This is a genomic window from Campylobacter concisus (genome assembly GCF_002165815.1).
GTDB classification, from domain to species: domain Bacteria; phylum Campylobacterota; class Campylobacteria; order Campylobacterales; family Campylobacteraceae; genus Campylobacter_A; species Campylobacter_A concisus_BH.
This window is the reverse complement of sequence record NZ_NDYN01000001.1, coordinates 376,587-391,568: the sequence shown is the minus strand read 5'-3', so window position 1 is coordinate 391,568 and position 14,982 is coordinate 376,587. Positions and strand designations below refer to the sequence as shown.

Here is a 14,982-nt window from a genome sequence, read left to right as displayed (position 1 = left end):
AAAGCATTAGATAAAATCAGCACCTATTTTTTATGAAAGGAAAACGATGTTAGAAGGTATCGTTAGAGAGAGTATCGGTAAGAAGTCTGCGAAGGCTTTGAGAAGAGATGGTTATCTAATCGCCAACATTTATGGCAAGGGATTAGAGAATGTTGCAGCTGCTTTTAAAGTCAATGACTTTATTAAAGAGGCACGCAAAAAAGAGAGCCTTGCTTTTGATGTAAAAGTAGGCGGAAAAGTTTATAATGTCGTTATTGTTGATTACCAAAGAGATGTTGTTACAAGTGATCTTAAACACGTAGATCTAAAAGTAGCACTTCCAGGCGTTTTATCAAAATATATGATCCCAGTTAAGCCAGTTGGAACACCTATTGGTCTTAAAAATAAGGGTGTTTTGATCCAGTCAAAAAGACGTCTTTGCGTAAAATGCACGGCTGAAAATTTACCAAATTCATTTGACGTTGATGTAAGCAAACTTGACATTGATGATACGATTTTGGTTCGTGATATCACAGCTCCTAAAGGCGTTACTATCATTGACGCTGACCGTGTTGCGGTACTTGGAGTTATTAAAGCTAAATAAAAAGGGCTTTTGTGACACTAATAGCGGGGCTGGGCAATCCTGGCCCCAAATACGAAAACACTAGACACAACATAGGCTTTATGCTTATAGACCTCCTAAAAGACTCAAATTTCAAAGATGCTAGCTCAGCTAAATTTCAAGGCGAAGTTTTTAAATTTAATGGCATTATCTTGCTAAAACCAACGACCTTTATGAACCTCTCAGGTCAAAGTGTAAAGGCAGTAAAAGACTTTTATAAGCCAGATAGGATCATCGTCATCCACGACGATCTTGATCTTAGTTTTGGCGCGGTTAAATTTAAAAAAGGCGGCAGTAGCGGCGGACATAACGGCATAAAATCGATCGACGGACTAATCGGCAACGACTACGAAAGGGTGCGCATTGGCATAGGGCATGAGGGCGATGCTAAAAATTTCGTCCTTGGCGAGTTTAGCGATGAAGAAAAAAAGGCTTTAGATGAAATTTTAGCCTATACAAAAAATGCGGTTTGTGAGCTGCTAAAGAGCGACATCAACGAAATTTCACAAAAATTTACGGTAAAAAAAGGTCTTATCAAATGAAACTATACGCCAGATACGTTGGCTGGGTCTATATAAAATCTTTTCTTATCGTATTTTTAGCGCTTGAGCTATTTTATGTTGGCATTGATCTACTTACAAATTTAAAAGATCTGCCGCCATCTGCCAACCTTCAGCTACTCTATGTCGGCCTTACTGCACTAAGTGCCATTAGCTACGTTTTGCCACTTTCACTCATTTTTGCGCTAATAATTTTACATGTAAATATGGTCAGATCAAACGAGCTAATCAGCTTTTATGCTCTTGGCATCAGTAAAAACAAACTCATTTTGCCGCCATTTCTCATCGCACTTTTTGTGACGATTTTTTACGTTGGGCTAAATTTTACGCCATTTGCTTATGCGCATGATTATCAAAAAAGCATTGCTAAAAACACTGCTTTTTCAAAAAGTACAAATGACTCATTTTTGAAATTTGAAGGCAAATTTATCTATATAAAAGAGCTAAACTCAGCCAAACAAAGGGCAAATGACGTGAGAATTTTTGACATTAATGGCACTGACTTGCTCTCAACAACCTTTGCCAACCACGCTAAATTTAAAGACAATGAGTGGGTTTTAGAGGATGTAAATCAGACTTTTTTGCCTCAAAATTTAGAGCTTGGCGAAAATGGCTTTAGCAAGGTAAAAAGTGAAAATTTAGATGCATTAAGAGGCTTTAAGCCAAAGAGCATCGAGAGTGCTGCAAGCGTTGAAAACTCGAAATTTAACATACCTGATGCGATAAATTTTATAAAGACATTTAAAAACGAAGGCATAGGGCTAGACAGCGCAAGAACGGCATTTTATAACCTTGCTATCACGCCATTTTTTGCGCCATTTTTATTGCTTATTTTCTACTATCATTTGCCAGTAACCGGCAGGTTTTTCAACCTTGCACTTTCAACTTTTATTTTTGTTGTCATAACTCTCGTAGTTTGGGGACTTCTTTTTATCTTAACTAAATTTGCTCAAACCTCAGTCATCTTGCCAGAGATCGGCATGGTGCTCCCTGTTATTTTGCTTTTTGCATACGCCATTTATCTCATAAAATCGCATCGTTAAGCCAAATTTTGGCAACTTTTTTGTAAAATCAAGCCATTTTAAAAAAGGCTATTTTATGGATTTTAAAGAGCTTGCAAGCAAATACAAAACCCCACTTTACGTTTATGATTTTAACTACATTAAAGAGCGCTATGAAGCGCTAAAAAACGCATTTTACGCTAGAAAATCTCTGGTTTGCTACGCTGTAAAGGCAAACTCAAATTTAAGTGTTTTAAAATTTCTGGCTAATCTTGGAGCAGGATTTGACTGCGTGAGCATCGGCGAGGTCAAAAGAGCGCTGTTAGCGGGAGCTAAGAGATATCAGATCATCTTTAGCGGCGTTGGCAAGAGCGACGAAGAGCTAAAAGAGGCTTTAGAAAATGAAATTTTGCTTATAAATGTCGAGAGTTTTGCCGAGCTTTTAAGGCTTGAAAACATTGCAAAGGGGCTAAATTTAAAGGCAAGGATCAGCATCAGGGTAAATCCAGGCGTTGATGCAAAAACGCACCCATATATCTCGACAGGGCTAAATGAAAACAAATTTGGCGTCGATGCGCAGACAGCTAAAAAGATGTATATCCACGCTAAAGCTTCAGATTTTCTTGAGCCAACTGGCATACACTTTCATATCGGCTCGCAGCTAACTTCACTAAGCCCGATAATAGACGCTGCAAAGATCGTTAGCGAGCTTTTAAGAGAGCTAAAAGCGCTTGAAATAGATATCAAATTCTTTGACGTTGGTGGCGGACTTGGCATCATCTATAACGACGAAAAAGAGATAAATTTATATGACTACGCACAAGGAATTTTAGGCGCGCTAAAAGGTCAAGATGTGACCATTGTTTGCGAGCCAGGACGCTTCATCGTGGGCAATGCTGGCTACTTTGTCGCAAGCGTTTTATATGAGAAATTTAACGGCAAGAAAAGATTTGTCATCACTGATGGCGCGATGAATGATCTCATAAGACCAAGCCTTTATGGCGCGCATCACAAAATTTTCGCCTACGGCAAGGATGAAAATTTAGGCACTTGCGACGTGGTTGGTCCAGTCTGCGAAAGTGGCGACTTTTTAGCAAAAGATATAGAGCTGCCAGAGTGTAAGAGTGGCGATGTCATCGTGGTTAAGGGAGCTGGGGCTTATGGTTTTAGCATGAGCTCAAACTACAATACAAGAAACAGAGCCGCTGAAGTTTGCGTGCTTGATGGCAAAGATAGGCTCATAAGAAGACGCGAGAGTTTCGAGGACGTCGTGGCTTTGGAGAGAGAATTTTTGGAGAGCGCTGATGCAAGAGCTAAATGAGCTTAGAAAAGAGATCGATAGTATCGATGATCTCATCTTAAATAAGCTAAACGAAAGGATGAAACTTGTCGAGCAGATCGGCAAGCTAAAGCAAACGACTGGGACGCCTATATATCGCCCTGAGCGTGAGCGAGCTATCATAAACCGCTTAACTAGCCTTAGCAAAGATAAAGCCTTAAATAAGGCTGCTATCGAGGCTATTTATCTTGAAATTTTTGCTGTTAGTAGAAATTTAGAGATGCCTCAAAAGATCGTCTATCTAGGACCTGAGGGCACTTATACGCATCAAGCGGCACAGAGTAGATTTGGCGCGATGAGTGCATATTTGCCACTTGCTACGATCGAGGCAGTTTTTACGAAGCTAGCCCAAAAAGAGGCAAAATACGGCGTCGTGCCTATCGAAAACAACACTGAAGGCGCTGTTGGAGCTACGCTTGATTGTTTGAGTAAATTTGATGATATAAAGATAGTGGCAGAGCTCTACGTAGATATCCACCACAGCTTTGTTAGCATAAATGAAAATTTAAAAGAGATAAAGCGAATTTACTCACATCCGCAAGGCTACAACCAGTGCCGTAAATTTTTAGAAGATCACTTGCTAAATGAGGTCGAATTTGTCCCAGCCAAATCAACCGCAGCAGCTGCATATATGGCATCTATGGATAGAGAATCAGCCGCCATTTGCTCAAAAATCGCAGCTAAAATTTACAACGTGCCAATCGTATATGAGACTATCGAAGATAATATGGCAAACAGAACGAGATTTTTGATTTTAAGCGATTTTAAAAACGCCAAGGTTGAAAACTCGAAAACTTCGATCCTAGCAAAGACTGATCACAGCCCAGGACGCCTTGCTGATCTACTTTCTATCTTTAAAAATGAAAATATCAATATCACAAAACTTGAGTCACGTCCTATCAAACAACGCGAATTTAAGTCAATTTTTTACCTTGACTTTGAAGGGCATATCGACGATGAGAAGGTGCAAAACGCCTTTGAACTCGCAAAAGAGAGCGGCGCTGAGATAACTTGGCTTGGAAGCTATTTAAACGGAGATGAGTAATGAAATTTAATGACTTTTTAGATGATCTAGTAAATTACGAGGCTGGAAAGCCGATCGAGCTTGTAGTTAGAGAGTTTGGCATCGATGCAAAAGATGTGATAAAACTAGCGAGCAATGAAAACCCTTTTGGCACTAGCAAACGCGTAGAAGAGGCGCTAAAAGAGGTCGCTAAAAACGCACATCTCTATCCAGATGATAGCTACTTTGAGCTAAAAGAGGGGCTAGCTAAGAAATTTGGTGTAACTAGCAAAAATTTAATCATCGGCTCTGGAAGCGACCAGATCATAGAGTTTGCACTTCACGCAAAGGCGAACAAGCAAAGTGGCGTTTTGATGGCTGGCGTGACATTTGCGATGTATGAAATTTATGCAAAACAAACAGGGGCTAAAATTTACCGCACAAAGAGTGTGGAGCATAATTTGAGTGAGTTTTTAGAAATTTATAACGCGCACAAAGATGAAATTTCAGTCATTTTTCTTTGTTTGCCAAACAACCCATTAGGCGAGTGCATCGATGCTGGTGAGGTCTATAAATTTATAAAAAACATTGGCGAAAACACGCTTGTGGTGCTTGATTGTGCTTACAACGAATTTGCTAAATTTAAAGATAGCAAAAAAGAGATAAAGCCAAGCGAGGTGGTGAAATTTAAAAATGCCATCTATCTTGGCACTTTCTCAAAGGCCTACGCACTTGGCGGCATGCGCGTTGGATACGGCGTGGCAAATGAAGAGATCATAGGCGCTCTTTCAAAGCTAAGAGCTCCATTTAACATCACAACTCCAAGCCTAAGAGCAGCGATAGTAGCACTTGGGGATGATGAATTTGTGCAAAAAACTATGCAAAACAACTTCGAGCAGATGAAGAGATATGAGGAGTTTGCAAGGCAAAATGGCATCGAGTTTATCCCAAGCTATACAAATTTCATCACTTTTAAATTTAACGAGCCAAAATCAAGCCAGATATGCGAAAAGATGCTAAAAAAAGGTATAATTTTACGAGATTTAAAAAGCTACGCCTTAAATGCGGTGAGAATCACCATCGGTCAGGCATGGCAAAACGATAGAGTTTTTGAAGAGTTAGAGCAAATTTTAAAGTAGGGATATGGATTTTAAGGCATTACTTCATCAAATAAGTCAAATTTATCAAAAGCTTTCACTAAAACAAAAGATCGTCGCAGGCAGCTCGATCGTTTTGGTTGTGGCTTTTTTGGTATTTTTAACGCTTTACAAAAGTAAAAGTGATAGTTTTGCAGGATATAGCGTCCTTTTTGAAAATATCAGCCCAAGCGACTCAGCCTTAATAGTCGATCAGCTAAACAAAGACGGCATCAAGTATAAACTAGCAAATGAAGGCACGATCCTTGTGCCAACAAGCGATGTATATAAAGAGCGTATCGCGGTTGCAACACTTGGCATACCAAAAGAGAGCAAGATCGGCTTTGAAATTTTTGACAAGCAAGAATTTGGCGCAACAGACGCCGAGCAAAGGGTCAAATTTCAAAGAGCGCTTGAGGGTGAGCTAGCTAGAACGATAGAGAGTCTATCGTCTATCCAAAAAGCAACCGTTCGTATCGCAATACCTAAAGAGAGTGTATTTACCGAGCGCCAGTCGCTGCCAACGGCCTCGATCGTGGTTGAGTTAAAGCCAGGCGTTAGTCTAAATGCGAAGCAAATTTTTGGCATTAAAAACCTAGTTGCTGCCTCTGTTACAAATTTAAGCACCGAAAATGTAAAGATCGTCAATCAAGATGGCGTTGCACTTGGCGATGAGGACGGAGAGTTTGATAGTGACGCCATAGCTCAGCAGATCCGCTATAAGCGTGAGTTTGAAAATAATTACGAGCAAAAGATCGTAAATGTCCTAGCTCCTATCGTGGGCGGGGCAGACAAGGTCGTAGCAAAGGTAAATATCGACTTTGACTTTGATAAAAAAGATACAAAAAGCGAGGTTTATGACCCAAATAACGTCGTAAGAAGCGAGAGCAACATCGAGGAAAAGCGCCAAGGCTCGGCTCCAAATGAAGTAGGCGGCGTACCAGGTGCGGTTAGCAACATAGGCCCTGTTCAAGGTCTTGATGATAGCACTTTAAAAGAGCAGTACAACAAAAGCTCGCAGCAGACAAACTACGAAATTTCAAAGAAAGTGACAAATGTAAAAGGGCAGTTTGCTAGCATCAACAGAGTAAGCGCAGCTGTCGTTATAGACGGACTTTATCAAAGCAAAAAGGACAAAGACGGCAAGCCAACTGGCGAGCTTGAATTTGCCCCGCTTACCAAAGAGCAAAGAGAGTCAATCACAAATTTAATCAAACAATCAATCGGCTACAATCAAAATAGAGGCGATGAGGTGAGCTTAGATAATTTCGAGTTTAAAACTGGCAAAGATGTCAGCACTGGCGAGAAGATGGATGGCTTTATGAACAACTACGTGATGCCTTTCTTGCCGCTACTAAAATACATCTTTGCAGCACTGCTACTTTATATCTTCTATAAAAAAGTCATCGTGCCATTTATGCAAAAGATGCTTGAAGAGACGAAAGAAGAAGAGGAGCAAGCCCAGGACGATCTTGAAGATATCGAGGTGGATGCTGAAGATACGCTTGAGAAATTTAAAGCCGCTCGTAAGAAAGTCGAGGAGCAGCTTGGTCTTAGCGGTGAATTTAACGAAGACGAGCTAAAATACGACGTCCTTCTTGAAAAGATGAAGATAGTAGTCACCGAGCGAAGTGAGGAAATTTCAAATTTACTCCAAGATATGGTTAAAAATGATAGTGACTTTAACATGCGTAAGGAAATTTGATGTCTATAAAACTAACCGATAAGCAAAAGATGATATATGACGATCTTTCGATGCCAGAAAAGATCGCTATTTTATTAATTCAACTTGGCGAAGAGGCGACAGCTCTTATATTTTCTCACATGGATGTTGATGTCATCACTGAAATTTCAGGCTACATAGCAACTGCAAAAAATATAGACAAGCAAGTTGCAGGCGCTATTTTAGAAGAATTTTACGCTCTAATGCAGTCAAATCAATATATGAGAAGTGGCGGCTTAGAGTATGCAAAAGAAATTTTATACCGCACATTTGGTCCAGAGGCTGCTCAGAAAATTTTAGACAAGCTTGCAAAAAGTATGGAAAACTCAAAAAGCTTTGGCTATCTTGATAAGATAAAGCCACAGCAACTCGCAGACTTCATCGTAAAAGAGCACCCTCAAACTATCGCGCTAATCCTAGCCCACATGGACTCAACAAGCGCTGCCGAGACGCTAAGCTTTTTTTCAGATGAGCTAAGAAGCGAGGTCGTGATCAGGATGGCAAATCTTGGCGAGATCAGCCCATCAGTCATTAAGCGTGTCTCAACCGTGCTTGAGGGCAAACTAGAAAGCCTCACATCTTACAAGGTCGAGGTTGGCGGTCCAAGAGCTGTGGCAGAAGTGCTTAACAGACTTGGTCAAAAAGCTAGCAAAAGCACGATCGAGCGCATCGAGCAAAGCGACGACAAGCTTGCTACAACGATCAAAGAGCTTATGTTTACCTTTGAAGATATTATCAATCTTAACGCAACTGCGATTAGAGAAATTCTCAAAAATGTCGATAAAAAGGACCTTATGGTTGCATTTAAGGGTTCAAGCGATGGCATTAAAGATAAATTTTTATCAAATATGTCTCAGCGTGCAGCCGAAGCCTTCAAGGAGGAGATGCAATACCTTGGCGCTGTTCGTGTAAAAGATGTTGAAGAGGCGCAAAGACGCATCGTTGAGGTCGTCCAAGGTCTAGCTGATCAAGGCGTCTTCCAAGTTGGCGAAGCAGATGAGATGATAGAATGAAAAGTAGCGTGATAACAAGTGAGACCTCGCCGGCTCATTTTATAGAAAATTATAGATTTAAGGTGCTTGGGAGTAACGAAAGAGCCCAAGATAGCGCACCTGTTTTGATAGAAGAGAACAACCTTAGTGAAGAGCTAAATGAGCAAAATTTAGAGCAAGGTGGTGAAAATTTTGCACCTCAGATGTCACACCCAGTGCAACCAAACATACAAAATCACTTTGCGCCTCAGCCTCAAAATAGTCAAGCTCACCAGCCTGGATTTGACTCGAGTTTTGTTGAGGAGCTACTTAAAAAGACAGATGAGCTAAGCAGCAATATCATCAAGCTTCAAATGCAAATAGAAAATCAAGAGAGTGAATTTGCAAAACGCCTTGAAGCTGAGACCACTCGTGCAAAAGAGGATGGCAAAAACGAAGGCATCGCTCAAACAAATGCTGCAAACGAGGCAAAGATAAAGGAGCTTGAGGCTAAATTTAGCGCTTCAGCTGCAAAGCTAGATGAGCAGTGCATTAAATTTGATGAGTTTTTGAAAAAGAGCGAGGAAGAGCTTGGGCAAACTGCGATAAAGATCGCAAAAGAGGTGATAGAAAAAGAGGTATCAAGCGCATCTAGCCAGATCGCTCACCACCTAGCAAATTCGCTTATAAAAGAGCTAAGCGACGTAAAAAACATAGAAATTCGCGTAAATCCAGAAGATAGCGACTATCTAAAAGAGCAATTTAGTAAAAACGAACGCGTAAAAGTAAGCGCTGATGACGCCATAAGCAAAGGTGGCGTGGTGATAATAAGCGAGGGCGGAAACATCGATGCGACGATGCAAACAAGGCTTGAGAAGCTAAAAATGCTGGTAAATAATGAATAAAGACGTTAAAAGCCTAAATGTCGATGAGCTAAACGCGCTTTGCCACGACATCAGAGATAAAATTTTATCCACCGTTAGTAAAAATGGCGGCCATCTTAGCTCAAACATCGGCGCAGTCGAGATCATCGTTGCTATGCATAAAATTTTTGACGTTACAAAAGATCCGTTTATATTTGACGTGAGTCACCAAAGCTACGCGCACAAGCTACTAACTGGGCGCTGGGACAACTTTGATACGCTTAGAAAATTTAACGGTATCAGCGGTTACACAAAGCCAAGCGAGAGCAAATTTGACTACTTTGTAGCAGGTCATAGCTCAACGTCCATTTCGCTTGCGGTTGGCGCTGCAAAGGCGATCAAACTAAAAAATGAAGAGCGCTTGCCAGTAGCTGTCATAGGCGACGGCTCGCTAAGTGGTGGCATGGCATACGAGGCGCTAAATGAGCTTGGGGACAGAAAATATCCTTGCGTCATCATCCTAAATGACAACGAAATGAGCATAAGTAAGCCAATAGGCGCTCTTAGCAAGTATCTAAGCCAGATGATGGCAGGGCAGTTTTATCAAAAATTTAAAGGCAGGGTTGAGCGCTTTTTAAGCTATATGCCAGACTCTGCAGCCTACATGGCTAGACGCATGGAGGAGGGTATCAGGCTTATCACTCCTGGCATGTTTTTTGAAGAGCTTGGACTTGAGTACATAGGCCCAGTCGATGGGCACGATCTCGCAGCACTTCTTAGCACATTTGAAACTGCCAAAAATATGAAAAAACCAGTCATCGTGCACGTGCAAACGCTAAAGGGCAAAGGGTATGAATTTGCCGAGGGTTGCTATGAAAATTGGCACGGAGTTGGGCCGTTTGATCTAAAAAGTGGCGAATTTATAAAAAGACAGTCAAACAAGTCAGCCACGGCGATCTTTAGCGAGCAGCTTTTAAATATGGCAAGAGAGCACAGCGACATCGTTGGCGTAACGGCTGCGATGCCAACAGGCACTGGCATGGACGCACTCATACATGAGTTTCCAGACCGCTTTTGGGACGTGGCGATAGCCGAGCAGCACGCAGTCACCTCGATGTCAGCCATGGCAAAAGAGGGCTTTAAGCCATTTGTCGCGATATACTCGACCTTTATGCAAAGAGCCTACGATCAGGTCATCCACGACGCTTCTATATTAAATTTAAACATCACTTTTGCGATGGATAGAGCGGGCATCGTGGGCGAGGACGGCGAAACGCATCAGGGTGCTTTTGATATCAGCTTTTTAAACGCTGTGCCAAACATGGTTCTTTTTGCTCCAAGGTGCGAAGAGAGCATGAAAAATGTTATGGAATTTGCCTACTCTTACAAGGGCGTTAGTGCGTTTAGATATCCGCGCGGGGCGTTTATCTTAAGAGATGAGTTTAAAGCTAGGCCGCTTGAGTTTGGTAAGGGTGAAATTTTGGCTGATGCAAAGAGTGAGACCGCATTTTTAGGCTATGGTAATGGCGTTGGCAAGGCAAATTTGGTTAGAAATTTACTAGCTGGCAAGCTTGAGGTGATCTTAGTTGATCTAGTCTTTGTAAAGCCGCTTGATAGAGAGCTTTTATGTGAGCTAGCAAAACGCACTAAAAAGTGGTATATCTTTAGCGATAGTGCTAAAAAAGGCGGTGTTGGCGAGATCGTAAGTGCATTTTTACAAGAAAATGGCATATCAAATGTAAGCGTTGTTAGCTTCGAGTATGACGATAAATTTATCCAGCATGGCTCGACAGCTGAGGTCGAAAAGAGTCTTGGCATAAGCGCTGAGCAAATTACCCAAAAATTACTAGAGAATAATTAATATCATTTAATAAAGAAACGTTTAATATTACTTTTGCTAGCATAAAGCAAAAATTTGTATAGGGGAAAATTATGCAATATGTATCGTTGCTAAAACAGTCTGGGCTTAAAGTAACGCCACAGCGTCTTAGCGTTTTGAGAATTCTTGATCGTCACACACATCCAACGATCGATGAGCTTTATGATGAAATTTTGAAAGAAAATCCATCAGTTTCGCTCGCAACTGTTTATAAAAACCTAAACACTCTAAAAGACGAGGGGTTGGTGGTTGAAGTAAATATCGTCAATCAAAAGGCGAGATACGACATTTACGAGCATCCGCACATCCACGTGGTTTGCGAAAACTGCGGTAGCGTCGAGGATATGAGCTATGACGACTCAGAGCTTGGCAAATACCAAGAAGCGCTTGAAAAAAAGATCGGTAACATCATCGAGCGCCTAAATATCGTTGCTAGCGTAAAAAGCTGTAAACACTGCCGATAAGGCAAAATTTATGTTGCACTACGCAACATAAATTTTTATTTTTCTTCATAAAACACTTCAAACAAGCCTGAAATTAGCTTTTTTCTCATTATTTTAAGCACTAACTCGCTAAAATAAGCAAAAAATTTCGGAGAAAAATGTGGGTTTGGAGATAGAGCGTAAATTTTTACTCAAAAATTCTCAAATTCTAGATTTTCTAAAAGAGGCTGGAGTAAGCTTCAAGCACCTTGAAATTTCTCAGTTTTACACCAAGATCACGCAAAATGAAGAGATCCGTTTTAGAAGCGAAGAGGGTAAATTTATAAAAACGATCAAGGTCGGCAAAGATCTTATAAGAGAAGAAAATGAGGAATTTTGCGAAAAGGCAGAGTTTAAAAAGGCCCTAAAAAACCACATCGGGCGCGTAATCACAAAAGATAGATACATTTTTCGGCTAAATAATAACCCTTGTAACATCGACATTTTCAAAGACTGCTTAAATGGACTTTGCACGTTTGAAATCGAATTTAGTGATGAAAATGAGGCTGTCTATTTTAAGTTGCCACCATTTTTGGAGCAGTTTTGTAAGGCCGATGTCACCTGCGATAAAAGATATAAAAACAAATTTCTTGCCATCCACGCAAATGAAAATGAACAAATCGACTACAAAAGAGCCTACAATGTCTTTAAAAACAAAGAAATTTCGCCAAATTTTGCTGCAAATTTAAAAAGCGGCGAGGCTCTTAGAACTTTGTTTTTAAGCATCTTTAAAGAGATAAAGAGACTAAAGAGCAACTATCTGCAAGATCACGATGAAGAAATTTTACATAGTCTGCGAGTAAATTTAAGAAAAGTTAGATCGCTACTTAAAATTTTTAACGGCGTTTTTGATGAAAAAGTGACGCTCTTTTTTGGAGAGAATTTTAAAATTTTGGCAAATTCAACCAACAAAAAGCGAGACTTAGACATATTTCTAGGCTTTTTAAGCGAGCAAAAGCATGCAAATGAGCTAATTTATTTTGTGCAAAAGGCTCTAAATTTAGAGTATGAAAATGTAAAGAGCTATCTAGGTGATGATGAAAACTACGCATTTTTAAAAGAGTGGGAGATATTTTTAAACGAGGGCGAGTTTTATAGATCAAAGCTCTTTGACGTAAGCCTTTCGCGCCTTGGCTCGTTTAAACTTAGAACGCTTCTAGTTTTGGCTCAAAAGAGGCTAAAAAGCCTAGATCAAGACTGCCCAAATGAGAGCTTTCACAAGATCAGGATCGAGCTTAAAAAGGTGAGATATACCTATGAGTTTTTGAGTGAGATTTTTTATTTTGACGGGCTTAAAAAGTATGAAGAGCGGCTAAAAGATATGCAAGATATCTTTGGTGCGCTTCAAGACTATGACGTCTGGCTGGGCATCTTGGAGCGCTTGCCAGTGGCTGCTGGTAAAGAAAAACTAGAGAGTAAAATCTACAAACAAATTTACAAAACCAGAGAAGAGATACTAAAAAAACGGCTTAAATTTATAAAAGCAACTCGCAAGATCTCGCGAAATTTAAAAATTTACTACATATAAAGGTCTAAAATTTATGCAAAAACAAGAAAAAATAGTTGATATGTTTAACCAGATCGCTCCGACTTACGACGTCGCAAACAGGGTGCTAAGCCTTGGCGTGGATGTGAGTTGGAGGAAATTTGCCTGCAGATATATGCTAGAAATTTTTAAAAATAAAAGCATAAATATCGTGGATGTGGCTTGTGGCACTGGCGATATGATGGGGCTTTGGAGTGAAATAGCAAAAGAATTTGGCGTAGATGTAAAAAGCCTAACTGGTATCGACCCATCAAGTGGCATGCTAAAAGAGGCGAGAGCGAAATTTCCAAATTTTAAATTTATAGAGGCCTACGCTGATAATACAACGCTTGCAAGCGGCGAGGCTCAAATTTTAAGCATAAGCTACGGCATAAGAAACGTGGTCGAGCGAAAGGCTGCACTTAGGGAGTTTAACAGGGTCCTAGCTGATGGCGGATACGTCGTGGTGCTTGAATTTACCAAACGCCAGAAAAAGGGCTTTATAACTGCGCTAAGAGATTTTTATCTAAGTAAAATTTTGCCAAGTATCGGCGGCTTTATCTCAAAAAATAAAGAGGCATACGAGTATCTACCAAGCTCGATAGAAAATTTCCTCGATGCAAAGAGTTTTTGCGATGAGCTAGTTGATGCTGGCTTTGAGATAGAGCTTTGCAAGGGCTTTAGCATGGACATCTCGACGCTATTTATCGCTAAAAAGGTCAAAGAGATCAATGCTTAGCGTATCTGAGCTAAATGAAAAAGCAAAGGCACTGCTTGAGGCAACCCTTGACTACGTCGAGGTAAGTGGCGAAATTTCGCGCCTTACAAAGCACGCCTCTGGGCACTGGTACTTCACGCTAAAGGACGAAAAGTCAAGCATCTCAGCTGTGATGTATCGTATGAATAACCAAAAGGTGAAATTTCTGCCAAAAGAGGGCTTGAAGGTCAAAATTTATGGCAAAGTGACCATTTATTCGCCAAGTGGGTCGTATCAGCTAGTGGCTAGTGCTATGCTGCCTGATGGCGAGGGCGAGCTTGAACTCGCGTTTAGGCAGCTTAAAGAAAAGCTCGAAAACGAGGGGCTTTTTGACATCGCTGCGAAAAAAGAGATACCAAATTTACCTAAGAAAATAGCCCTTGTCACAAGCGCCACTTCAGCTGCACTTCAGGATATGCTAAAAGTCGTCACGAGCCGCTGGAGGCTAAGTGAAATTTATATATTTGACGCACTAACTCAGGGCGAAAATGCCCCAAGCTCGCTTATAAAAGCCTTGAGAAAAGCCGATAAATACGGTGTTGATGTGATCGTTTTAGCTCGCGGAGGCGGCAGTAAAGAGGATCTTTGGTGCTTTAACGACGAGGGTTTGGCACGTGAAATTTACGCTACAAAAACGCCTGTTATAAGCGCTATCGGACATGAGATAGACTACGTTATAAGCGACTTTGTGGCGGATCGCAGGTCGCTTACGCCAAGTGCAGCCATGCTTGATCTGCTGCCTGATGAAGAGGCGTTTTTCCAGTATCTTGACAGGCTCAGCGACGATCTTGACAGCGCTTTAAATTTAAAGATCACTAAAAAGCAAAATTTATTAAATTTACTACTTTCTAAATTTTCATCAAACGCTCTAAAAGCTAGGATCGAGCTAAAATTTAGTGAGGTGGCAAACAAGCAAAATGCCCTAACAAACGCCGTGCAAAGAAAGATCTTGCTTCTTGGCTCAGCCCTTGGCTCTTTGGAGAAAGCCTATGAGATGAGGGAGCTCTTTTTTGAGAGCACGAAGGGGCTTATCGAGGTTAGAAAAGATGGCAAGAGGGCTGATCTTAGGGATTTAAATTCCAATGATGAGATCGAGCTTATCTCGCAAAATACACATAAAAAAGCAATTATCAAGGAGTAAA

14 protein-coding genes are annotated in these 14,982 nt (G+C 40.7%); all 14 read left to right on the top strand.

The window, feature by feature from the left end:
- Positions 1 to 46: 46 nt before the first annotated feature.
- The 14 genes from B9N65_RS02120 to xseA all read left to right on the top strand — a co-directional run bounded on the left by B9N65_RS02120 (position 47) and on the right by xseA (position 14,981).
- Entirely contained in the window at positions 47 to 583 is a 537-nt protein-coding gene (locus B9N65_RS02120; RefSeq protein WP_002939542.1) for a 50S ribosomal protein L25/general stress protein Ctc, read from the top strand.
- Positions 584 to 594: 11 nt separating this feature from the next.
- The gene (gene pth, locus B9N65_RS02115) at positions 595 to 1,143 is read left to right on the top strand and encodes an aminoacyl-tRNA hydrolase (protein WP_087582613.1); all 549 of its coding nucleotides are present in this window, start codon (positions 595 to 597) and stop codon (positions 1,141 to 1,143) included.
- A complete protein-coding gene (locus B9N65_RS02110; RefSeq protein WP_087582612.1) occupies positions 1,140 to 2,204 on the top strand; it encodes an LptF/LptG family permease in 1,065 nt (354 codons plus the stop codon). Before pth ends, B9N65_RS02110 begins: the two co-directional genes overlap by 4 nt.
- Positions 2,205 to 2,259: 55 nt before the next feature.
- Entirely contained in the window at positions 2,260 to 3,483 is a 1,224-nt protein-coding gene (gene lysA, locus B9N65_RS02105; protein ID WP_087582611.1) for a diaminopimelate decarboxylase, read from the top strand.
- Positions 3,467 to 4,546 (top strand): prephenate dehydratase, encoded by a 1,080-nt coding sequence (pheA, locus tag B9N65_RS02100; RefSeq protein ID WP_009294657.1) that lies wholly within the window; start codon positions 3,467 to 3,469, stop codon positions 4,544 to 4,546. The genes lysA and pheA overlap by 17 nt, the downstream gene beginning before the upstream one ends.
- A complete protein-coding gene (gene hisC, locus B9N65_RS02095) occupies positions 4,546 to 5,643 on the top strand; it encodes a histidinol-phosphate transaminase (RefSeq protein ID WP_087582610.1) in 1,098 nt (365 codons plus the stop codon). Before pheA ends, hisC begins: the two co-directional genes overlap by 1 nt.
- 4 nt (positions 5,644 to 5,647) lie before the next feature.
- Positions 5,648 to 7,345 (top strand): flagellar basal-body MS-ring/collar protein FliF, encoded by a 1,698-nt coding sequence (fliF, locus tag B9N65_RS02090; protein WP_087582609.1) that lies wholly within the window; start codon positions 5,648 to 5,650, stop codon positions 7,343 to 7,345.
- On the top strand, positions 7,345 to 8,376 hold the full coding sequence (fliG, locus tag B9N65_RS02085) for a flagellar motor switch protein FliG (protein WP_012001435.1): 1,032 nt from the start codon (positions 7,345 to 7,347) through the stop codon (positions 8,374 to 8,376). Before fliF ends, fliG begins: the two co-directional genes overlap by 1 nt.
- Positions 8,373 to 9,239, top strand: coding sequence for a flagellar assembly protein FliH (fliH, locus tag B9N65_RS02080; RefSeq protein ID WP_087582608.1), 867 nt, complete (start codon positions 8,373 to 8,375; stop codon positions 9,237 to 9,239). The genes fliG and fliH overlap by 4 nt, the downstream gene beginning before the upstream one ends.
- Entirely contained in the window at positions 9,232 to 11,058 is a 1,827-nt protein-coding gene (gene dxs / locus B9N65_RS02075) for a 1-deoxy-D-xylulose-5-phosphate synthase (protein WP_087582607.1), read from the top strand. The genes fliH and dxs overlap by 8 nt, the downstream gene beginning before the upstream one ends.
- 71 nt (positions 11,059 to 11,129) lie before the next feature.
- Positions 11,130 to 11,540 carry a Fur family transcriptional regulator gene (locus B9N65_RS02070; protein ID WP_009294652.1) on the top strand — a complete coding sequence of 137 codons (411 nt, stop codon included), beginning with the start codon at positions 11,130 to 11,132 and terminating at the stop codon, positions 11,538 to 11,540.
- A 139-nt stretch (positions 11,541 to 11,679) separates the two neighbouring features.
- Entirely contained in the window at positions 11,680 to 13,086 is a 1,407-nt protein-coding gene (locus B9N65_RS02065; protein ID WP_257640008.1) for a CYTH and CHAD domain-containing protein, read from the top strand.
- Positions 13,087 to 13,099: 13 nt separating this feature from the next.
- Positions 13,100 to 13,822, top strand: coding sequence for a bifunctional demethylmenaquinone methyltransferase/2-methoxy-6-polyprenyl-1,4-benzoquinol methylase UbiE (gene ubiE / locus B9N65_RS02060; RefSeq protein WP_087582606.1), 723 nt, complete (start codon positions 13,100 to 13,102; stop codon positions 13,820 to 13,822).
- Entirely contained in the window at positions 13,815 to 14,981 is a 1,167-nt protein-coding gene (gene xseA / locus B9N65_RS02055) for an exodeoxyribonuclease VII large subunit (RefSeq protein WP_087582605.1), read from the top strand. The genes ubiE and xseA overlap by 8 nt, the downstream gene beginning before the upstream one ends.
- Position 14,982 lies beyond the last annotated feature (1 nt).